Source organism: Kitasatospora sp. NPDC057904 (assembly GCF_042887925.1).
Classification (GTDB): domain Bacteria; phylum Actinomycetota; class Actinomycetes; order Streptomycetales; family Streptomycetaceae; genus Kitasatospora.
In genome coordinates, this window is sequence record NZ_JBHVOL010000002.1 from 209,270 (window position 1) to 231,769 (window position 22,500).

General features: G+C 71.4%; 15 protein-coding genes. 9 read left to right on the plus strand and 6 right to left on the minus strand.

From position 1 onward, the window contains the following. The first annotated feature begins 20 nt into the window (after window positions 1-20). The 5 genes from ACFVSN_RS06420 (at window position 21) to ACFVSN_RS06440 (ending at window position 9,174) form a co-directional block, all read left to right on the plus strand. Window positions 21-1,784, plus strand: a complete 1,764-nt coding sequence (locus tag ACFVSN_RS06420; RefSeq protein ID WP_387591615.1) for a cellulose binding domain-containing protein — start codon at window positions 21-23, stop codon at window positions 1,782-1,784. A 97-nt stretch (window positions 1,785-1,881) separates the two neighbouring features. Beyond that, the gene (locus ACFVSN_RS06425) at window positions 1,882-3,393 is read left to right on the plus strand and encodes a glycoside hydrolase family 43 protein (RefSeq protein ID WP_387591612.1); all 1,512 of its coding nucleotides are present in this window, start codon (window positions 1,882-1,884) and stop codon (window positions 3,391-3,393) included. 47 nt (window positions 3,394-3,440) lie between these two features. Then, window positions 3,441-5,189, plus strand: coding sequence for a cellulase family glycosylhydrolase (locus tag ACFVSN_RS06430; RefSeq protein WP_387591609.1), 1,749 nt, complete (start codon window positions 3,441-3,443; stop codon window positions 5,187-5,189). A gap of 66 nt (window positions 5,190-5,255) precedes the next feature. Further along, window positions 5,256-7,007 carry a cellulase family glycosylhydrolase gene (locus tag ACFVSN_RS06435; protein WP_387591606.1) on the plus strand — a complete coding sequence of 584 codons (1,752 nt, stop codon included), beginning with the start codon at window positions 5,256-5,258 and terminating at the stop codon, window positions 7,005-7,007. Between the two features lie 67 nt (window positions 7,008-7,074). Next, entirely contained in the window at window positions 7,075-9,174 is a 2,100-nt protein-coding gene (locus tag ACFVSN_RS06440) for a beta-galactosidase (RefSeq protein ID WP_387591603.1), read from the plus strand. Window positions 9,175-9,262: 88 nt separating this feature from the next. On the opposite strand, the gene ACFVSN_RS06445 is transcribed toward ACFVSN_RS06440, so the two are convergent. From ACFVSN_RS06445 to ACFVSN_RS06470, 6 genes are all read right to left on the minus strand, one after another. Beyond that, window positions 9,263-10,351, minus strand: a complete 1,089-nt coding sequence (locus tag ACFVSN_RS06445; RefSeq protein WP_387591600.1) for an aldose epimerase family protein — start codon at window positions 10,349-10,351, stop codon at window positions 9,263-9,265. 107 nt (window positions 10,352-10,458) lie between these two features. Beyond that, entirely contained in the window at window positions 10,459-11,964 is a 1,506-nt protein-coding gene (araA, locus tag ACFVSN_RS06450; protein WP_387591597.1) for an L-arabinose isomerase, read from the minus strand. A 12-nt stretch (window positions 11,965-11,976) separates the two neighbouring features. After that, on the minus strand, window positions 11,977-12,648 hold the full coding sequence (locus ACFVSN_RS06455; RefSeq protein ID WP_387591594.1) for an L-ribulose-5-phosphate 4-epimerase: 672 nt from the start codon (window positions 12,646-12,648) through the stop codon (window positions 11,977-11,979). Further along, entirely contained in the window at window positions 12,645-14,342 is a 1,698-nt protein-coding gene (locus ACFVSN_RS06460; protein WP_387591591.1) for a ribulokinase, read from the minus strand. Before ACFVSN_RS06460 ends, ACFVSN_RS06455 begins: the two co-directional genes overlap by 4 nt. A 330-nt stretch (window positions 14,343-14,672) precedes the next feature. Further along, entirely contained in the window at window positions 14,673-15,662 is a 990-nt protein-coding gene (locus ACFVSN_RS06465; RefSeq protein WP_380490445.1) for a LacI family DNA-binding transcriptional regulator, read from the minus strand. A gap of 566 nt (window positions 15,663-16,228) precedes the next feature. Continuing rightward, entirely contained in the window at window positions 16,229-17,710 is a 1,482-nt protein-coding gene (locus ACFVSN_RS06470; protein WP_387591588.1) for an arabinofuranosidase catalytic domain-containing protein, read from the minus strand. Between the two features lie 562 nt (window positions 17,711-18,272). Here ACFVSN_RS06470 and ACFVSN_RS06475 point away from each other — a divergent pair. From ACFVSN_RS06475 to ACFVSN_RS06490, 4 genes are all read left to right on the plus strand, one after another. Next, window positions 18,273-19,028, plus strand: a complete 756-nt coding sequence (locus ACFVSN_RS06475) for a response regulator transcription factor (RefSeq protein ID WP_380500818.1) — start codon at window positions 18,273-18,275, stop codon at window positions 19,026-19,028. A gap of 2 nt (window positions 19,029-19,030) precedes the next feature. Continuing rightward, window positions 19,031-19,798, plus strand: coding sequence for a sensor histidine kinase (locus tag ACFVSN_RS06480; RefSeq protein ID WP_387591585.1), 768 nt, complete (start codon window positions 19,031-19,033; stop codon window positions 19,796-19,798). Window positions 19,799-20,082: 284 nt separating this feature from the next. Next, window positions 20,083-21,036, plus strand: a complete 954-nt coding sequence (locus ACFVSN_RS06485; protein WP_380438060.1) for a LysR family transcriptional regulator — start codon at window positions 20,083-20,085, stop codon at window positions 21,034-21,036. Window positions 21,037-21,200: 164 nt separating this feature from the next. Continuing rightward, window positions 21,201-22,379: a S1 family peptidase gene (locus ACFVSN_RS06490; protein WP_387591582.1), complete on the plus strand. Its 1,179-nt coding sequence runs from the start codon at window positions 21,201-21,203 to the stop codon at window positions 22,377-22,379. Window positions 22,380-22,500 lie beyond the last annotated feature (121 nt).

The window sequence follows — 22,500 nt, forward strand, 5'->3', positions numbered from 1 at the left end:
CCCACCCCTGGAGGGACGAAGTGAAATCACCCGTCCAGTCCTGCCGTGAACGCGCCATAGCCGTCGCGGCGGCCCTGTCGCTCGCACTCACCGGCGCGATCGCCGCCGTCGCGCCACCCGCCCACGCCGCGAGCACCGTGTCGGTGTCCGTCGACGCCGCCCTGCAACTCGCCACCGTTCCCGCCACCGGCGTCGGCGTGAACATCCCGGTCTACGACGCCGCCATGAACGCCGCCGCCACCCCAGGCCTGCTCAGCACGGCCGGTTTCAACACCGTCCGCTACCCCGGCGGCAGCCACTCCGACGTCTACCACTGGCAGACCGGCACCGCCGAGGGCGGCGCGTACGTCGCCCCGAACACCGGCTTCGACGCCTTCATGGGCACCGTGCGCGCCGCCGGAGCGCAGCCGATCATCACCGCCAACTACGGCTCGGGCACCCCCCAGGAGGCCGCCGCCTGGGTCCAGTACGCCAACGTCACCAAGGGCTACGGCATCAAGTACTGGGAGATCGGCAACGAGACCTACGGCAACGGCGAGTACGGCGCCAACTGGGAGTACGACACCCACAGCAGCAAGAGCGCCACGACCTACGCGAACAACGTGCTCCAGTACGTCTCGGCGATGAAGGCGGCCGACCCGAGCGTCAAGATCGGCGCCGTGCTGACCACCCCCGGCTACTGGCCGGACGGCATGGTCGGTCCGGGCGACACCATGGACTGGAACCACACCGTCCTGTCGATCGCCGGCTCGAAGATCGACTTCGCCATCGTGCACGCCTACCCCACCAGCACCAGCCCGGCCGACCTGCTCACCAAGCCGCAGGCCCAGAACGCCGGCATCACCGGCGCCGTGCGCTCGCTGATCAACCAGTACGCCGGATCCAACGCCCCCAACGTCGGCATCGCGGTGACCGAGGCGAACGCCCAGGCCTACCTCGACACCTCCCCCAACGGACTGTTCGCCCCGGACAACTACCTCACCTGGCTGGAGAACGGCGCGTTCAACGTGGACTGGTGGGACCTGCGCAACGGCACCGACTGCACGAAGGTGACCACGGTCGAGGGCGCCACCGACTACAACGACGGCGGCATGGTCTCCAGCGGCTCCCCCTGCGAGCCGGCCGCCAACACGCCCTTCCCCGCCTACTACGGCATCCAGATGATCAGCAGGCTGGGCGCGCCCGGCGACACCCTGGTCAAGGCCGCCAGCTCGTCCTCGCTGCTCACCGCGCACGCCGTCCGCCGCGCCAACGGCGACGTGGACGTCATGCTGATCAACAAGGACCCGAACAACGACGCCACGGTGAGCCTGTCCTACACCGGGTTCACCCCGTCCTCCGCCACCCCGACCGTCCACTCCTACCTCAAGAACGCCCACGGGATCGGCACGGCCCAGACCGGCAGTCCGACCACCCAGACCGTGCCCGCCTACGGCATCACGGTCGTCCAGATGCACCCGACCAGCGCGCCCTGCCGGGTCGTCTACAACAAGAACGAGTGGCAGGGCGCCATGGTCGGCTCCGTCACCGTCGTCAACAACAGCCTCGGCCAGGTCAACGGCTGGTCCCTCGGCTTCGACTTCCCCGGCGACAACAGCATCACCAACAGCTGGAACGCCTCGGTGTCGCAGAGCCGCCGGAGCGTCAACGCCGGGAACGTGTCCTACAACGCCTCCGTCCCCCAGGGCGGCAGCGTCCAGTGGGGCTTCACGGCCACCTGGTCCAGCAGTGACGCCAACCCCTCCGGCTTCCGGTTCAACGGCGCCTCCTGCGCGATCGGCTGAACCCGCTGAGCCGGTGGTGCCCCGGCCCCGACCTTCTCCAGGGCCCAGGGTCCGGGGCACCACCGCCCACCACCTCCTCACAGGACAGGAACCCCACATGTCAGACCAGCCCCAGCCCGCCGGCACCCTCCCCAACCCGGTGATCCCCGGCTTCCACCCCGACCCCAGCGTCTGCCGCGTGGGCGACGACTACTACCTCGCCTGCTCCAGCTTCGAGTACTTCCCCGGCATCCCCGTCTTCCACAGCCGCGACCTCTTCAACTGGACCCAGATCGGCAACGCCCTGGACCGGCCGAGCCAGCTCCGCCTGCCGCCCGAATCCCCGTCCTCCGGCGGGATCTACGCCCCCACCCTGCGCCACCACGACGGCCGCTTCTGGCTGATCGTCACCAACGTCAGCGGTGACGGCAACCTGCTCTTCACCGCCACCGACCCGGCAGGCCCCTGGTCCGACCCGATCCGGCTGCCCGGCGTCCACGGCATCGACCCGGACCTCGCCTGGGACGAGGACGGCACCTGCTGGTGCACCGTCGCCGGCGTCTCCCAGGTCCGCCTGGACCCGGCCACCGGCGAGACCATCGGCGAGCCGCAGCGGATCTGGTCCGGCGCGCCCGGCGCCATGGCCCCCGAGGCCCCGCACCTGTACCGGATCGGCGAGTACTGGTACCTGATGATCGCCGAGGGCGGCACCGAGCGCGGCCACGCCGTCTCCATCGCCCGCGGCACCTCGCCCTCCGGCCCGTTCGAGCCGTGCCCGTCCAACCCGGTGCTGACCCATCGCGGCATCGACAGCCCCATCCAGAACACCGGGCACGCCGATCTCGTCCAGGCGCCCGACGGCTCCTGGTGGATGGTCCTGCTCGCCGTCCGGCCGCGCGGCGGCACCCCCGCCTGGTACGTGCTCGGCCGGGAGACCTTCCTCGCCCCGGTCGAGTGGGTGGACGGCTGGCCGGTGGTCGGCCGGGTCGCCCCCGAACTGCCGCTCCCGGCTTGGCCGTTGCACCCGGCTCCCGCCGTTCCGGCCCGGGACGACTTCGACCAGAGCGATCTGCACCCCCAGTGGATCTCGGTACGGAGCCGTCCCGAGCACCTGGTCACCACGAAGGAACGTTCCGGCTGGCTCACCCTGCACGCCGCGGGCGCCTCCCTCGACGAGAACGACGTGGTGTTCGTCGGCCGCCGCCAGCAGCACCTCGGCTGCCGGACCCGCACCCTGATCGACCCCGCCGACGGCCGCGGCGGCCTCGCCGTCCGCATGGACGAGGACCACCACTACGAGATCGAGGCGGCCGACGGCGAGGTGAAGGTCTTCGCCCGGATCGGCTCGCTCCGCACCGAGGTCGCCTCCCGTCCGGTGCCCGCCGGAGCCGTGGTGCTCGGTGTCGACGTCGTCCCGCGGCAGCCACGCGGCCCGCGCACCGGCCCCGACGACGTCGTCCTCGGCGTCGAGGAGCCCGACGGCACCTTCGCCGAGCTCGCCGCCCTCGACGGGCGCTACCTCTCCACCGAGGCGGCCGGCGGCTTCACCGGCCGGGCCATCGGCATGTACGCCGCCGCCGGCACCGTCCACTTCGACCGCTTCGACTACGAGCCGCTCCCCCTCCCCTGACCACCCGTCAGGGGATTCCCCACCCGTTCACCTGAAAGGGACGCACCGTGAACGACGCACGACGGACCGCCCACCCGCGCAACCGTCGGCTCCACCGCACGGCCGGCCTCCTGGTCGCCCTGGTCACCACCGGAGCCCTCTGCGGCGGCACCGCGCTCGCCGCACCCGCCGACAAGGCCCCGTCCGCGGCCGAGGCCGCCGGGGCCAGGGTCCCGCACGACCCGATGGCCGCCGTGGCGCACATGCAGCCCAGCTGGAACCTCGGCAACACCCTCGACGCGATCCCCGACGAGACGTCCTGGGGCAACCCGCTCACCACCAAGGCGCTGTTCGACCGTCTCCGGTCCGAAGGCTTCCGCAGCGTCCGGATCCCCGTCACCTGGTCCCCGCACCAGTCCGCCACCGCCCCGTACACCATCGACCCGGTGTGGATGAAGCGGGTCAAGCAGGTGGTCGACCTCGCCCTGGAGGACGGCCTCTACGTCGAGATCAACGTCCACCACGACTCGTGGCAGTGGATCAAGTACATGTCCACCGACCACGACACCATCATGGCCCGGTTCAACTCCACCTGGCAGCAGATCGCCACCGCCTTCAAGGACGAGCCGCGCACGCTGCTCATGGAGAGCATCAACGAGCCGCAGTTCGACAACGCCACCGACGCCCAGAAGACCCAGTACCTGCGGGAACTCAACACCTCCTTCCACCGCATCGTCCGCAACTCCGGCGGCAGGAACAAGGACCGCCTGCTCGTCCTGCCCTCGGAGGAGACCAACAACGCCCAGCACTGGCTGGACGACCTGTCCACCACGATGACCTCGCTGCACGACCGCAACCTGGTCGCCACCGTGCACTACTACAGCTGGTACCCGTTCAGCGTGAACATCGCCAACGGCACCACTTACGACGCCACCAGCCAGAAGGACCTGACCGAAGGCTTCGCCCGGGTGCACGACACCTTCGTCAAGAAGGGCATCCCCGTCTACGTCGGCGAGTACGGCCTGCTCAGCGAGCCCAACTCGGGCACCGTCGAATACGGCGAGATGCTGAAGTTCTACGAGCACGTCAACTACGTGGCCCGGGTCAACGGCTTCACCACCGCGCTCTGGGACGACGCCAACTACCTGGACCGTTCCACCCTCCAGTGGCGGGACCGGACCCTGATGAACCTGATCGAGGCGTCCTGGACCACCCGCTCGGGCACCGCCTCCACCGACAACCTCTTCGTGCCGAAGTCCGGCCCCGTCGCCGCGCAGACCATCACCCTCAACCGCAACGGCCTCTGGTTCGCCGGCCTCTGGCAGGGTCAGCTCCCCCTCATCCAGAACATCGACTACACCCTCGACGGCGACAAGCTCACCCTCACCGCCGACGCCCTCACCCGCCTCGCCCGCGACCGCGCCACCGGCATCAACACCACCCTCGAAGTCCGGTACTCCGGCGGCGCCCCCTGGCAGCTCAACATCCGTTCCTACGACAAGCCCGCCATGTCCGGCGCCACCGGGACACTCGACGGGCTCACCATCCCCACCCGGTTCAACGGCTCCCTGATGGCCAACGTCCAGTCCACCTACGCCGACGGCACCGCCGCCGGCCCGGCCTCCTGGACCACCTACCAGGCGTTCGGCGACTTCGGCCCCGACTACGCCGCCGGCACCACCACCGTGAAGGCCGGCTTCCTCAAGTCGCTCAAGGACGGCGCCACCGCGACGCTCATCTTCCGCTTCTGGACCGGCGACACCGTCACCTACACCGTCACCAGGACCGGTGACACCGCCACCGGCACCGCCTCCTGACCGACTCCCCCTCCCCTGACCACCCGTCAGGGGATTCCCCACCCGTTCACCTGAAAGGGACGCACCGTGAACGACACACGACGGACCACCCACCCGCGCAGCCGCCGGCTCCACCGCACGGCCGGCCTCCTGGTGGCCCTGGTCACCACCAGCGCCCTCTGCGGCGGCACCGCGCTCGCCGCGCCCGCCGACCAGGCCCCGGCGGTGACCGAAGCCACCCGCGTGAAGGTCCCGCACGACCCGATGGCCGCCGTGGCGCACATGCAGCCCAGCTGGAACCTCGGCAACACCCTCGACGCGATCCCCGACGAGACGTCCTGGGGCAACCCGCTCACCACCAAGGCGACCTTCGACGGCCTCAAGGCCCAGGGCTTCCGCAGCGTCCGCATCCCCGTCACCTGGTACCCGCACCAGTCCGCCACCGCCCCGTACACCATCGACGAGAAGTGGATGAAGCGGGTCAAGCAGGTGGTCGACCTCGCCCTGGAGGACGGCCTCTACGTCGAGATCAACGTCCACCACGACTCGTGGCAGTGGATCAAGTACATGTCCACCAACCACGACGCCATCATGGCCCGGTTCAACTCGACCTGGCAGCAGATCGCCACCGCGTTCAAGGACGAGCCGCGCACGCTGCTCATGGAGAGCATCAACGAGCCGCAGTTCGACGCCGCGACCGACGCCCAGAAGACCCAGTACCTGCGCGAGCTCAACACCTCGTTCCACGACATCGTGCGCAACTCCGGTGGCAAGAACAAGGATCGCCTGCTCGTCCTGCCCTCGGAGGAGACCAACTTCGCCCAGAACTGGCTGGACGACCTGTCCACCACGATAGCCTCGCTGAACGACCGCAACCTCGTCGCTACCGTGCACTTCTACAGCTGGTACCCGTTCAGCGTGAACATCGCCAACGGTACGACGTACGACGCCAAGGCCCAGTCGTTCCTGACCGAGGGCTTCGCCCGGGTGCACGACACCCTCGTCGCCAAGGGCATCCCCGTCTACCTCGGCGAGTACGGCCTGCTCACCTCCCCGTACTCCGGCGTGGTCGAGCGCGGCGAGATGCTCAAGTACTTCGAGCACGTCAACTACGAGGCTCGGCGCAACGGCATGACCTCCGCCGTCTGGGACGCCGCCAACGACTTCCTGAACCGTTCCACCATGCAGTGGATGGTCCCCGAGATGAAGGCCCTGATCCAGAGCTCCTGGCGGACCCGCTCGGGCACCGCCTCCACCGACAACCTCTTCGTGCCGAAGTCCGGCCCCGTCGCCGCACAGAGCATCACCCTCAACCGCAACGGCCTCTGGTTCACGGGCCTCTGGCAGGGTGACCGCCCGCTGATCCCCTACCTCGACTACACCCTCGACGGCGACAAGCTCACCCTGACCGCCGACGCCCTCACCCGCCTCGCCGGGGACCGCGCCGCCGGGATCAACGCCACCCTCGAAGTCCGGTACTCCGACGGCGTCCCGTGGAAGCTCTTCGTCCGCTCCTACGACAAGCCGACCATGGCCGGCGCCACCGGAACCGTCGACGGGCTCACCATCCCCACCCGGTTCAACGGCTCCCTGATGGCCAACGTCCAGTCCACCTACGCCGACGGCACCGCCGCCGGCCCGGCCGACTGGACCACGTACCAGTCGTTCGACAACCTCCGTGCCGACTACGGAGCCAACACCACCACCCTCAAGCCCGACTACGTCAAGTCCCTCAAGGACGGCGCCCCGGCGACATTCACCTTCCGCTTCTGGACCGGCGACACCGTCACCTACACCGTCACCAGGACCGGTGACACCGTCACCGGCACCGCCTCCTGACCCACACTCCTCCCCGCCCCGGCTGCCTCCCCCGGCAGCCGGGGCCCTCACGTTCCGAGGTGCACCCATGTTCCCGCTGCCCCCGCGCGTGCTGTTCGGCGCCGCCTACTACCACGAGTACCAGCCGTACGAACGGCTCAAGGAAGACCTCGACCTGATGGCCGGGGCGAAGTTCACCGTCATCCGGGTCGGCGAGTCCGTCTGGTCGACCTGGGAGCCGGAGAACGGCCGGTTCGAGCTCGACTGGCTGACCCCCGTCCTCGACGGCGCCCACGAGCGCGGCATCGCGGTCGTCCTCGGCACCCCCACCTACGCCGTGCCGCCGTGGCTGGCCCGGCAGTACCCCGAGATCGCCGGCGACCGGGCGACGGGTCGGCGCACGGGCTGGGGCGCCCGCCAGGAGGCCGACTTCTCCCACCCCGCCTTCCGCTACCACGCCGAACGCGTCACCCGGGCGATCCTCGGCCGCCACGCCACGCACCCCGCCGTCATCGGCTTCCAGGTCGACAACGAACCCGGCCTCCGGCTGCCCCACAACCACGGCGTCTTCCAGCGGTTCGTCGACCACCTGCGCCACACCTACGGCGACGTGGAGACCCTCAACCGGGAGTGGGGCCTGGTCTACTGGTCGCACCGGCTCTCCACCTGGGCCGACCTGTGGCACCCCGACGACAACCAGCAGCCGCAGTACGACGTCGCCTGGCGGGCGTTCCAGGCCCGCCAGACCACCGAGTTCATCGCCTGGCAGGCCGCGATCACCCGCGAGTACGCCCGCCCCGACCAGTTCGTCACCACCTGCCTCGCCTACAACCACCCCGCGATGGAGGACGACGAGATCACCGACGCCCTGGACGTCACCGCGGGGAACCCGTACTACGACATGCAGGACGCCCTCGCACTGCCCGACACCACGCCCGACGACCACGAGCAGTGGTGGAAGACCACCGGCGTGTGGGCCCTGTACCAGAGCGCCGACCGGATCTTCTCCTCGCGCCAGGAACCGTTCCTCGTCACCGAGACCAACGCCCAGGCGATCAGCGGCACTTCGGAGAACCGGCCGGCCTTCGACGGCCAGTGGCGCCAGGCCGCCTGGGCACTCGTCTCCCGCGGTGCGCGGATGATCGAGTACTGGCACTGGCACACCCTGCACTTCGGCGCCGAGACGTACTGGGGCGGGATCCTGCCGCACAGCGGCAAGCCCGGCCGGGTCTACGCCGAACTCGCCCGGCTCGGAGCCGAGTTCGAGAGTGCGGGGCCGCTGGTCGCCGGGATCGAGCCCGATGCCGACATCGCGATGGTCTACTCGATGCCCAGCAAATGGCTCATGCAGAAGTACCCGCCGCTGGCGCGGACGAACGGCGATCCGGATCCGGCCTCCTACCACCGCATCTTCGACCCCTTCTACCGCGGCGCGTTCGAGGCCGGCCGCCAGGTGCGGATCCTGCACGCCCGACAGTTCCACGACGGCCTCGCACCCGCCGAGGCCGCGCGACGCCACCCCGTGCTGGTCGTCCCCGGGCTCCACCTCGCCGAGGACTCCCTGCTCGACCGGCTCGCCGCCTACGCCGAGGCCGGCGGCCACCTCGTCCTCGGCCCCCGCACCGGCTACGCCGACCACGAGGCCCGGGCCCGCCACGAGACCGCCCCGCCGCGCCTCACGGCCGCCGCCGGCGTCCGGTACGACGAATTCAGCAACCTGACCTCGGACCTCCCGCTGCGCACCGCCCCGGGCAGTCCGCTGGAGCTACCGGCGGGCGCCACCGCCACCCGCTGGGTGGAGGGCCTCACGGCCACCGACGCCACGGTGCTGGCCGGCTACGAGCACCCCCACTTCGGCCGCTGGCCCGCCGTCACCACCCGCCGCCACGGCGAGGGCCGGGTCACCTACGTGGGCACCGTGCCCGGCCGCGACCTCGCCCGGGAGCTGGCCGCCTGGCTGGCTCCGGTTCCCGCGAGCGGCTGGCGGGACCTGCCGGCCTCCGTCACCGCGACGACCGGGACCTCCCCGGACGGACGCCGCGTCCACGTGGTCCACAACTGGAGCTGGCAGCCCGCCGACGTCCGGGCGCCCGTCGAGCTGACCGACGTCCTGGACGGCACCGCGGTGGCGTCCGGAGGGTCGGTCTCCCTGAACGCCTGGGACGTGCGGGTGTTCGTCGCCCGCTGACGAAGGGGCGGTGGGCTCCGCCGAGCCCACCGCCCCCGTTCACCACCCGACCGGGTGCTCCCGCTCGGGCCCTCCTGGCCGGGCCCTCCTACTCGGACAGGAAGCGGTAGACCGTCATCGAGCCGTACTCCTCCCCCGGACGCAGCACGGTGGACGGGTACTCGGGCCGGTTGGGCGAGTCCGGGAAGTGCTGCGTCTCCAGCGCGATGCCCGCGTAGGCGGGGTACGGGCGGCCGGATCGGCCGATCAGCGAGCCGTCGAAGTGGTTCCCGGTGTAGACCTGGAGCCCCGGCTCCATCGTGAAGCACTCGACCCGGCGGCCACTGGCCGGGTGGCTCAGCACGGCGGCCTTCCTGAAGCCCCTCCCACCGAGCACCCAGGTGTGGTCGAAGCCCTGGCCGGCCCGACGGATCTGCGGGTGTCCGTCGGCGACGCGGTCCGCGGTCGTCCGGGACTCGCGCAGGTCGAACGGCGTGCCGGCGACGGGCAGGACGGGCCCCAGCGGGATCAGTTCCCCGTCCACCGGGAGGTACCCGGCGGCCTCGACCTGGAGCAGGTGGTCGAGCACCGTTCCGCAGCCCTCGCCGGCCAGGTTGAAGTACGCGTGGTTCGTGAGGTTGACGACCGTCGGCGCGTCCGCGGCGGCGCGGTAGACGATGAAGAGGTCACCGGCCGGGTCGAGGAGGTACATCACCTCGGCGGTGAGGGCGCCCGGGAACCCCTGGTCGCCCTCAGGGCTGTGCAGCCGCAGCCGGACCCCGGCCCGACGGCCCTCTCGGACCGCCACGCCGTCCCAGAGCCGCGTGGCGAAGCCGTCCGGCCCGCCGTGCAGGGTGTGGCCGTCGTCCTGGACCGCCAGCCGGTGCCTCGTGCCGTCGAGGGGCAGGACCCCGCCCGCGATCCGGTTGGCGTAGCGGCCGACCGTCGCTCCGAAGTACGCGGCCTCCCCGAGCAGGTCCTCGACGTCCTCACAGCCGAGGACGACGTTGCACCGCCGCCCGTCCCGGTCCGGCGCGTGCACGGCCTGGAGGCGGGCACCCAGGCTCAGCACCTCCACCGTCACGCCCTCGGGCGCCCCGAAGGTCCATCGGGTGATCCGCCGACCGTCCGGCAGCGCCGCGGCGGGCTCCTGGGTCACCGTCACTTCGCCGTGGGATATGAGGGCGTCTCTCGGCACGGGTCCTACTCCATTGTGTTCGGTGCGGTGCGGTGCGGGGACGACGACGCCCGCCGTGCGGGCGGGCGTCGTCGGCGGGGCCGCCGGGCGGCGGGGGGGTCGGCGGGTCAGAACCCCTGGGCCAGGCGGTGGTAGGCCTGGTTCCAGCGGAGCTCCTTCGTGAACCGGCGGATGGACGTGTCCTCGTCGATCATCAGGAGCTCCACGCCGAGCATCTCGGCCAGGTCCTCCAGTTCCTCGGTGCCGAGCGCGCCGGAGAGCACGGTGTGGTGCGGCGCACCGGCAGTCAGCCACGCCTCGGCGGACGTGTGGAGGTCCGGACGCGGCTTCCAGACGGCGCGGGCCACGGGCAGGTTGGGCAACGGCGCCGGCGGCTCGACGACGTCGACGTCGTTCGCGACCAGCCGGAAGCGGTCGCCCAGGTCGGCGAGGCCGACCACGACCGCGGGGCCGGGCTCGGCGTCGAAGACCAGGCGGACCGGGTCCTCGCGTCCGCCGATGCCGAGCGGGTGGATCTCGCAGGACGGGGTGGTGGCCGCGATGCTCGGGCAGACCTCCAGCATGTGCGCGCCGAGGATCAGCTCGTGGCCGGGTTCCAGGTGGTAGGTGTAGTCCTCCATGAAGGAGGTGCCGCCGGCCAGGCCGGTGGCGGTCACCTTGAGGGTGCGCAGCAGCGTCGAGGTCTTCCAGTCGCCCTCGCCGCCGAAGCCGTAGCCGTCGGCCATCAGCCGCTGCACGGCCAGTCCGGGCAGCTGCCGCAGCCCGCCGAGGTCCTCGAAGTTGGTGGTGAAGGCCTTGAAGCCGCCTTCTTCCAGGAAGCCCCGCAGGCCGAGCTCGATCCGCGCCGCGTAGCGCAGCGACTCGTGGCGCTCCCCGCCGACCCGCAGCTCGGCCGCGAGGTGGTAGCTGTCCTCGTACTCCTTGACGAGTTCGGTGACCTCGGCGTCGGCCGTGGCGTCCACCGCCGCGACCAGGTCGTTGACGCCGTAGGTGTTGACGGAGACGCCGAAGCGGAGCTGGGCCTCGACCTTGTCGCCCTCGGTCACGGCGACGTCGCGCATGTTGTCGCCGAAGCGGGCGAGCTTCAGGCCGCGCAGTTCGGCGCGGCCGGCGGCGGCTCGGGCCCAGGAGGCGATCCGGGCGGTCACGGCGGGGTCGGTGACGTGTCCGGCGACGGTCTTGCGGGCGACGCCGAGGCGGGACTGGATGTAGCCGAACTCGCGGTCGCCGTGGGCGGCCTGGTTCAGGTTCATGAAGTCCATGTCGATGGACTGCCAGGGCAGTTCGACGTTCGCCTGGGTGTGCAGGTGGAGCAGCGGCTTCTGCAGGGCGTCCAGGCCGGCGATCCACATCTTCGCCGGGGAGAACGTGTGCATCCAGGCGATCAGGCCGATGCACCGGTCCTCGGCGTTGGCCTCCAGGCAGATGCGGCGGATGGCGGCGGCATCGGTGAGGACGGGCTTCCAGACGATCTCGACCGGCAGGCCGGGGTCGGCATCCAGTGCGCCGGCGATCCGCTGCGACTGCTCCGCGACCTGCCGCAGCGTCTCCTCGCCGTAGAGTCCCTGACTGCCGGTCAGGAACCAGATCTCGCGTCCCGCGAGTGACGTCATGGGGGTGACTCCTTACCGGGCCTTCGGGGGCTGGCCGTAGACGTTCTGGTAGCGGAAATTGAGGCTGTCGATGTCCGCCTGGGCGATCGGCAGCGGCTCGCCGAGCTGCCGGGAGATGTGGACGGTGCGGGCCACGTCCTCGCACATCACGGCGGCCTTGACGGCGGCCTTGGCGTCCTTGCCGATGGTGAAGACGCCGTGGTTCTGCATCAGGACGGCGGGCGAGCGGTGGCCCTTGAGCGTGTCCACGATGCCCCGGCCGATCGAGTCGTCCCCGATCAGCGCGAAGGGGCCGACCGGGATCTCGGCGCCGAACTCGTCGGCCATGGCGGTGAGGACGCAGGGCACGGCCTCGCCCCGGGCGGCCCACGCACACGCGAACGTGGAGTGGGTGTGGACCACCCCGCCGACCTCGGGCATGTGGCGGTAGACGTAGGCGTGGGCGGCCGTGTCGGAGGAGGGCGAGTGGTCGCCCTCGACGACGTTGCCGTCCAGGTCGCACACGATCATGTTCTGCGCCGACAGGTCGTCGTAGGGGACGCCGCTCGGCTTGATCACCAGCAGGTCCTCGCCTGGGATCCGGGCGGAGACGTTGCCCGCCGTCCAGACCACCAGGCCGTAGCGGACCAGTTCCTGGTGGAGGTCGCTGACCTGCTGGCGGATGAGGTCGGTGGTCGCGTTCACAGGGCCTCGCTCGATGGGGTGAGGGCGGCGTTGCGGATGGCGCGCAGGCGGTGCAGGAGCTTGTCGGCACCGAGGCCGAAGTGGTCGTGCAGGGCCCGGTACTCGGCGAAGAGCCGGTCGTACGCGTCGGCGGAGGTGTGGTCCGGCCGGTACGCCGCCGTGCGCACCCGGCCCATGGCGGCGGCCGCGGTCCGGACGTCGGGGTGGGCCCCGGCGGCGACGGCGGCGTGGATCGCCGAGCCGAGTGCCGGTCCCTGCTCCGACTCGGCGACCGACACCGGGCGGCGCAGCACGTCGGCGTAGATCTGCATGAGCAGTTCGTTCTTCTTGAGGCCGCCGGTGACGACGAACTCGGTGACGGGGACGCCGCCCAGCTCCAGGGCCTCGACGATGACGCGGGTGCCGAAGGCGGTGGCCTCCAGCAGGGCGCGGTAGATCTCCTCGGGGCGGGTGGCCAGGGTGAGCCCGGCGATCACTCCGGAGAGGTGGTGGTCGACCAGGGTGGAGCGGTTGCCGTTCATCCAGTCGAGCGCCACCAGGCCGTGGGCGCCGACGGGTTGGGCGGCGGCCTTGCGGGTGAGGAGCTGGTGCGGGTCCTCGCCGTTCCGCTCGGCCTCGGCCAGGTAGTCGGCGGGCAGGCCCTGGCGCAGCCACCAGGCGAAGATGTCGCCGACGGCGCTCTGGCCGGCCTCGTAGCCGTAGGAGCCGGCGACGATGCCGTCCTCGACGACGCCGCACATGCCGGGGACGTCCGCCAGCGTGGCGCCGTTGACGACGTGGCAGGTGGACGTGCCCATGATGGCGAGGAGCTGGCCGTTGTCGACCGCCCGTGCGGCGGGCGCGGCGACGTGGGCGTCGACGTTGCCCGCCGCCACGGCGATCCCCTCGGGCAGGCCGGTCCACTGCGCCGCCTGTGCGGTGAGGGAGCCGACCCGGGAGCCGAGCGGGGCGAGCGGGTGCTCCAGGCGGGTGCGGGCGAAGTCGGCGAAGTCCGGGTGGAGCGCGGCGAGGTAGTCCTCGCTCGGGTAGCTGCCGTCCTGGTGGATGCCCTTGTAGCCGGCGGTGCAGGTGTTGCGGCTCTCGGCTCCGGTGAGCTGCCAGACGATCCAGTCGGCGGCCTCGATCCAGCGGGCGCAGGCGGCGTAGACGGCCGGGTCCTCCTCCAGGACCTGCAGGGCCTTGGCGTACTGCCACTCGGCGGAGATCCGGCCGCCGTACCGCGAGATCCACTTCTCCCCGCGGGCGTGCGCCAGGGCGTTGATCCGGTCCGCCTGGCCCTGGGCGGCGTGGTGCTTCCAGAGCTTGGGCCACGCGTGCGGGTACGGCGCCCAGTCGGCCGTCTCCGCCAGGGGGGTGCCGTCGGCGAGCACCGGGAGGACCGTGCAGGCGGTGAAGTCGGTGGCGATGCCGATGACTTGGGCGGCGTCGATGCCGGCGTCGGCGAGCGCCGCCGGAACGGCGGTGCGCAGCACGGCCCGCCAGTCCGCGGGGTGCTGGAGCGCCCAGTCGGGCGGGAGCGGCCGGCCGGTGCCGGGCAGCTCGCGCTCGATGACGGCGTGCGGGTAGTCGTGGACGGCGGTGCCGACCTCTTCGCCGTCGCGCACGCGGACCACCACGGCGCGGCCGGAGAGGGTGCCGAAGTCGACGCCGACGACGTATCCCTCCGAGTCCCGGGCGGCAGGAATCACGGTCACTTCCTCATCCTTCGTGCGGGAGGGTGGTGTTGTCGCCTGTCGCCGGTGCGGTCCAAATCCGGGGCAGGGCGGAGCGCACCGGCGACAGGCTCCGTTCCGCCGGCTCCGTCGGAGGAGGGCGGAAGGAGGACCGTCGGCGGACGGACGGAGGCGATGTCGTTGCCCGCCGGCGGAGTTGAGGAGCGCTGTTTGTTAGCGCTCACAGGAATTGTTAGCGCTAACATATGCGCTGTCAAGGCAGCTTTCATCCGCAGTGCCGGGAGCCGAGGGGCGGTCGAGCGCACGACCGCGCCCCGGCGTGGTGCGCCGCCCCTCGCTCCGGCTACCGGATCACCAGCGCCCGGCGGGGCCGACGCTATGGCGCAGCACCATCTCCGGGGCGATCTGCACATGGGTCTGGGAGGGCGCCACGCCCTCCAGTTCCCCGACGAGGAGTTCCAGGGCTTTGCGGCCGAGTTCCCCGAAGTCCTGCCGCACGGTGGTCAGCGGCGGGGTGAAGTAGGCGGCCTCCGGGATGTCGTCGAAGCCGACCACGCTGATCTCCTCGGGGACCGACCGGCCGGCCTCGTGCAGGGCGCGCAGCAGGCCGAGGGCCATGTGGTCGTTGGCGCAGAAGACGGCGGTGACGTCGTGCAGTCCGGCGATCCGCAGACCGGCCTGGTAGCCCGAGCGGGCGCTCCAGTCGCCGCGTTGCACCTCCGGCACGGGGGCCCCGGCGGCCTTCAGCGTGAGCCGCCAGCCCTCCTCGCGGTCCTGGCTCTCCAGCCAGTTGGCCGGCCCCGCCACGTGGTGCACGGTGCGGTGGCCGAGGTCGAGCAGGTGTCCGGTGGCCTCGCCGGCACCGAAGCGGTTGCTCACCGACACCATGGGCACCTGGGTCTGGTTGCCCGACCCGACGGCGACGAGCGGCACGGAACTGGAGAGCCGGGCCACCGCGCTGACGGCGGAGGTCTGCGGCGCGATCACGACGACGCCCTCCACTCCCTGGTCGCGCAGCCGGTCGACGGCCTCCTGGACCGAACGGCCGTCCAGGGAGCGCAGGCTGGTCACGCTCACGAAGTACCCGGCGCTCCGCGCGGCGCGCTCGATCCCGTCCAGCATCGACGCGGGGCCGTAGAGGGTCGAGTCGAAGCTGACCACGCCGAGCGTCTGCGAGCGGCGGGTGACCAGCGCGCGAGCGGCCGAGTTGGGCCGGTAGTCCAGCTCCCGTATGGCCGCCAGCACTCGGTCCCGGGTGTCGGGCCGGACGTGCGGGGCGCCGTTGAGCACCCGGGACACCGTCTGGTGGGAGACACCCGCCAGTTTCGCCACGTCCGCCATCACGGGCTGGCGCTGTTCAGTCCCGGTGCTGTCGGTTCCCACTGGCAGTCCCCTCCTCGGCTCTGGACCACAGTACGCGACCAGGTCCAGGCCAATCCGTCACCTTCGGTTCGACAGGCGGCTCCCCTTCATACCAGCCCTTCAGGGCGCCGACACCTGCCGATACTGCCAAGTTAGCGCTCACAAGCCCGCCATGGAGGCAGATGCCGCAGATCGTCGCCCTATCGGGTCGGCCGGTCGCTTTCGGTGACCGAACGCGCGGAGCCGTGCGCAGCCCGGAACGATCGGGCTGGTGAGCGCTGCCACACGGCCGTCGGCATAGCGGACCTCGACGCGGACCGGCACCGATTCCACTGCTTCGGCCGGGCTCATCGGCCACTCGGCGATACCCGCACCGCTCCCGGGCAAGGACGTTCGCACGCCCGCCCCTCTCCGGCACGGCCGCCGCTTCCCACGCTCCCCCGCCCCTCCTGGACCTACAGGGGCCGGGCCCGGGCTCCGGAGGTGCGAGGAGCCCGTGCCCGGGCTCCGGGGGTGCGCGGAGCCCGGGCCCGGCCGGGTGGGTGCTACCCGAGGGTCCACTTCTGGTTGTCGCCGCCCCAGCAGGTCCACAGCTGGACGGCCGTGGCATCGGTGACGGCCGCCCCGGCGACGTCCAGGCACAGGCCGGACGGGACGCCGGTGACGCTGCCGTCGGCGTTGAAGCGCCATTGCTGGTTGGCACCGCCGTTGCAGGGCCAGGTCACCGCCTTGGTGCCGTCGGCCGTCCCGCCGCCGTACGCGTCCAGGCACAGCGTGCTGCCGGCGACGTTCACCGTGAGCTGTCCGTCGGCGGTGCGCGTCCAGGCCTGGTTCGCCCCGCCCCAGCAGGTGTAGATCTGCGCCTGCGTCCCGGCCGTGGCGGAGGCGTTCGGGACGTCCAGGCACTTGCCCGAGCCGGTGCCGCGCAACGCCCCCGTGGTGGCCGTGGAGTTGGCGTATCCGGCGGCGACGATGTTGGCCTGGACGGCGTTCTCGGTGGCCTCCGACGGGTAGCCCGAGGTCATCACGCCCTCGTAGAAGGTGCCGCGGGCCCCCTTGCTGTTGTCGCCGCCGATGCCGAGGATGATCGCGCCCTCCTTGTGCATCGGGTTGTAGCCCGCCACGTTCGGGCGCGGTCCGGAGTAGAAGGTCGACAGGCCGCCGGACTGGGCGTCACCGGCGCGGATCGCCCACTGGTTCGGCGCGCCCTTGACCATGGCCGTCAGGTAGCGGTGGTTCACCGTCGGGTCGTTGGCGTTGTAGCCCGCGCCCTCCCCGGAGAACAAGCCGTTCTCCAGGTCGGCCATCACCCAGGGGCCCGGACCGGTGCCGTAGCCCCAGACCTTGATGTTCCCGAAGTAGATGGCCTCCATGTGACCGTTGCCGGTGTCGTTGCTGCTCGTCTCGGCGTTGCCGTAGTCGAAGCAGCAACCGCCGTTGTAGTGCGTGCCGTCCAGGATCGCGTACATCCCCTCGGGCTGGTCGCCGGTCGCGATGCCCGAGGTGTGGTTGTTGCGGTAGCCGGTGCCCGGCGCCACGTACACGCCGTAGGCCCGGTGACCGTTCAGCGTGGTGGGCGCCAGGGTCGCGTCCGCGAGGTTGTCCGGCCCGGACGCGGCCCCGCCCCCGGGCGCCTGGGTGAGGTGGTTGCGCCGACCGCTCTGGTCGTAGATCACGGTGATCACGCAGGCGGTGCCGGCGCAGAAGGCGTCCTGCGCGGCCGCGTCGGCGTAGCCGCCGGTGCCCAGCACGCCGATGTCCCGGAGCGCCTGGTCCGATGCACGCCTGACCTGGTAGAGCGGCCCGCCGTAGCCGGAGTACAGCGCGCGGGTGGTGCTGTGCGCGGCAACGCAGGGCGTGCCGCCGGCGGCGTACAGGTCGCACGGGCCCTGTGCGGCCGCCTGCGCCACACCGCTCGTCGCGGTGGCGCCGGCCAGGGCGCCGACGAGGACGGCGAGGGCCGCCCCGGCTCGGGCGAGGCGGCGCAGTGCACCGCCTCCTCGGGTCGTCCTGTTGTTGTCATTCATGGGGTCTCCCTGCTCATCGTTGAGCGCGGCCACAGGAAAGTGAGCGCTAACAATCCTGCCCGCAGCGACACGCTTCAGCCCGGGCGGGAGGTGGAGGGTTCCTGGACCGGTGACAGTGCCCTCACCGACCGAGCCCCGTCAAGGGTTTCGACGAATTCAGACCAGCGCGATCGACACAGCCGGGGCGTGAACCGACGAATCGTCATCCGCCAGCAGCTGCACGGTGGTTGACGCTGGGCGATGTGAGCGCTCACACTCCAACACCGGTACACCTGATCGTCCGCGCGGACTCGCCGCGCCTCCCACCGGCTCTCCCACCCGCCGGCAGAGATCGAGAGGAACCATCCATGCGCGCACCCTTCCGACTGGCCATCACGGCCGACCGCCTGTGCACCGGACACGTGGCGAGGCGCTCCTGAGCCTGCCCCGGACCGCCGACCTGCCGGCGTTCCCCGCGCGTCCCGGCACGCCCCCGCCCAGGCCCGGCGGGGGCTTCGCCGTGTCCGCGGGGCGAGCGCCGAGCCCGCGTGCTGGATGTTTGCGTTAACATTCAACTAGCGTGATGCCGTCAGCGCCGGACAGCACCCTGGGGCCAGCACCTGTGTATTCCACCGTTTCCACATTCCGGCCGCGCGTCCTCGTCGCGGAGGACGACGCCGGAGCCGCGGACATGCTCACCACCGGCTTGCGGTTCCTCGGATTCGATCCGCACGCCGTGGCGTCCGGCGAGCAATGCCTGACGCTGGGCCTGGCGCGGATGCACGACATCATCCTGCTCGACGTCCTGCTGCCCGATCTGGACGGCTTCGAAGTCTGCGACCGGCTCCGGAAGTCCGACGTGCAGACCCCCGTGGTTTTCCTCAGTGCACGGACCTCGGTGGGCGAAAGGATCCACGGCCTCACGCTGGGCGGTGACGACTACGTCACCAAGCCCTTCGACCTGAACGAGGTCGCCGCGCGGCTCCACGCCTTGCTGCGCCGTTCACTCGACTACACCGCCCCGCGCCGTCTGAAGGCGGGCGGCGTCGAGATCGACCGCAAGAGCCACGACGTCTGGCTGCACGGAGTGCCCGTCCGGCTGACGGCCACGGAATTCCTGCTGCTGCGGTACCTCATGGAGCACCCCGAGGAAGTCGTGACCAAGGCGGACATCCTCACCAACGTCTGGGGCCACGGCTTCGAACGCGACACCGGCGTCGTGGAGACGTACATCTACTACCTCCGGCGGAAGCTCGGCGACACCGGCCAGACACTCATACGCACGGTGCGCGGCGTCGGTTACGCGCTCCGCGCCGACCACGCCCGGCAAGCGGAGTGACGGTGACGACGCCTTCCGAAGCGTCCGGAGACGAAGGCCGGCGGGGAAGGCGGCCCGACGAAGAGCTGCACGACCTCCTGGCCACCGTCAGCCACGAGCTGCGCGCACCGCTCACCACGATCGCCGGCTACGCCCAACTGGGCCTCCTCGGCGGGCTGGACGACCACCAGGCCCTCCGCCGGGCCATGGCGAGGGTGCAGGCGGAAGCCCATCGGATGACCGCCCTCGTCGACGAGTTGCTGCTGTTCTCCACCCTGGGAGAGCGGCGGCCCCTGGAACGCGTCGCCGTCGACCTGGCCGAACTCTGCACCGAGCTGGTGGCGGACACCCGGGTGAGCCACCCGGACCGGCCGGTCTCCTGCGTCATCGACGAGGGGCGTCACCTGGTCCAGGGAGACCCGCACCGCCTCCGGCAGGTGCTGAGCAACCTCCTCGTCAATGTGCACCATCACACACCTCCGGGCACTCGCACGACGGTGAGGCTGCGTCACGAGGCGCACTGGGCCTGCATCGACGTGGCCGACGACGGACCCGGGATTCCCCCGGCCCTCCATGACCGCGTCTTCGAGCCCTTCTTCCGCGCCCACGGCTCACCGGCCGGCCACGAGGACGGGAGCGGGCCCCACGGGGCGGCCCCCGGCAGCGGGCTCGGCCTGAGCCTGGTCGCGGCCTTGGTCGACGCCCACGGCGGCACCGTGCGGATCGAGCCGTCCGAACGCGGTGCGCGGTTCACCGTTCGATTGCCGACCCGGCCGCCGATCGAATCCTGAGGTGATTCTGATCGAACTCTGAGATTAATCCCCGCCCGCCCGTGATGTAATCGGTTCGCGGACACAACGCAGGGGCTCTTCCGGTCACGCCAGTTCCAATCCCGCATTCCCCCCGGGCTGGAAAGGCATGGCAGCCGTCTTCCCCCGGACGGCGACCGAAAGAGCCTTGCCGCGTTCCTGAAATCCCCCTCAGCGGCCCGGAATTGAGACCTCGGACCCGCCCTCCGAATCTTCACCCGGAGGATTCACGTCCCTCCATTTCACTGCCGTATAGTTCTGCGGCCATGGAGTTGGAGTTTCGTCATCTCAGGATGATCCGGGCCATCGGCGATGCCGGCAGCGTCACCAAGGCGGCGGACCGTCTCGGACTCGCCCAATCGGCGCTTTCCACCCAGCTGAAACGCATCGAGAACGCCCTCGGCGGCCGGCTCTTCGAGCGCGGCAGAGAGGGCGTGCGGCCGACCGCATTGGGCGTCCTGGTGCTGGAGCGCAGCCAGGTGCTCCTGCCCGCCATGCGCCAGCTGCAGGAAGATGCCGTCCGCTTCGCGAACACGGCGCGCGAGACGGGCGGCCTGCGCGTGGGGGCGACCCACGGGCCGCTCCTGGGCGCCCTGGTCGACCGCCTGGCGGCGGCCAGGCCCGAGATGGCGCTGAGCACCCAATCGTCCAGCTCGACATCGGACTTGGTGAGCCGGGCGGTGGAAGGGCGGCTGGACCTCGTGCTGACCGGGCTCTGCGGGCACCAGAAGGTGATGGGCGACGAACGGCTGGAGTGGCGGGAGGTCGCCGTCGACCCGGTGTTCGCCGTGCTCTCCCAGGACCATCCGCTGGCGCGGGCACGTGAACTGGACCTCGGGCAACTCGCCGGTGAGCGCTGGGCGTTGCCGCCCGGGGGCGGTTGCTTCACGGAGTGCTTCGCGGCCGCCTGCGTGCGGGCGGGCTTCCTGCCCCCGCCGGTCTACGAGGCCGATGCGGCCTCGTGCCTCCACCTCGTCCGGACGGGCCGGGCCGTGTCCCTGTGCCGGGCGACGTTCCCGCCGACCGACGGGGTGGTGACGGTTCCGCTGGATCCGCCGGAGCTGAGCTGGCGCCAGGTGATCGGCTGGGTGCCGTACTCGCCGACGTGGGGACTCGCGGACGAGGTGGTCGGCCACGCCAGGGCGGTGCACGCGGACGCCGCGGCGCTGAATCCGGCGTATGCGGCATGGCTGCGACGAAGGGCCCGCCTGGCGCCCTGACCCGACGTGGCCCCGCCTTCACCGGCCGTCAAATTCACCGGCCCGTCGAATTCACCGGTCCGCCGGGAAGGTCCATAACGCCGACGCAGGGGGTTTTTGACATGTCCCGAACGTATGCATCCGCACCTTAGAGTTCCGGCAACCCCCACTCCGAGGAGACCCCAATGCTCCGACTCCGCGCGGCCGTTGCCGCGTGCTCCCTGACGGCCGTCGCCCTGGTCGCCACCGTGGCGCCGGCGGGCGCCCACGCGAACGGGACCGCGATAGCCGCCGCCCTGGCGGCCCCTCAGGGCGGTGCGGCCCCGCCCGCCGCACCCCTGCTCCGGGCACTCCAGCGCGACCTCGGCCTCACCCCCCAGGAGGCCGGCGCCCGACTCGCCCACGAAGCCCGCGCCGCCTCGGTGCAGCAAGCGCTCCGGCAGGCACTCGGCGAACGCTGGGCGGGCGCCTGGGTCAGCGGGTCCGACGCCACCCTCACCGTCGCCACCACCGACGCCTCCGCGGCCCGCGAGATCACCGCCCACGGCGGCAGCGCCACCGTCGTCCGGCACAGCCTCGCCGCGCTCGACGGCGCGAAGGACGCACTCGACCGTGCCGCGGGCAGCACCACCCCCGAGGCCTCCCCCCTCTGGTACGTGGACGTCGCCGCGAACACCGTCGTCGTCCAGTCCACCGACACCGGCCGCACCGAGGCGTTCCTCCGCGAGGCAGGTGTCGACCGCGCCCTCGTCCGGGTGGAGCCGGCGTCCGACTCCCCCGCGCCGCTGGCGGACCTGCGCGGCGGCGACGCCTACTTCATCGACAGCGCGGCCCGTTGCTCGATCGGCTTCCCGGTCACCTCGAACGGCCAGCCCGGCTTCGTCAGCGCCGGCCACTGCGGCCAGGCCGGCTCCAGCGCCGCCGCCCCGGACGGCTCCTCCATCGGCACCTTCCAGGGCTCGACGTTCCCCGGCAACGACTACTCGTGGGTCCAGGCCGATTCGAGCTGGACGGCCCAGCCGCAGGTGAACAACTACGCGGGCGGCACGGTGACGGTCTCCGGATCCGCGGTCGCCCCCATCGGCTCCTCGGTCTGCCGGTCGGGCTCCACCACGGGCTGGCACTGCGGCACCGTGCGACAGTACAACGCCACCGTCAACTACTCCGAGGGCTCCGTCTCCGGGCTCACCCGCACCACCGTGTGCGCCGAGCCCGGCGACTCCGGCGGCTCGTTCATCTCGGGCAGCCAGGCGCAGGGCGTCACCTCCGGCGGCTCCGGCAACTGCACCTCCGGCGGCACGACCTACTTCCAGCCGGTCAACCCGATCCTCCAGGCCTACGGCCTCTCCCTGGCCACCGGCTGACCGCCCCTCCGAGCGGGTGCCCGCCTCCCGTCCGCCGGCGGGAGGCGGGCACTCTTTTGAGGCCCGCTTTGAGGCCCGCGCGAAACCAAGCATTCACCCAAAATTCATACCCCGGCCTTCC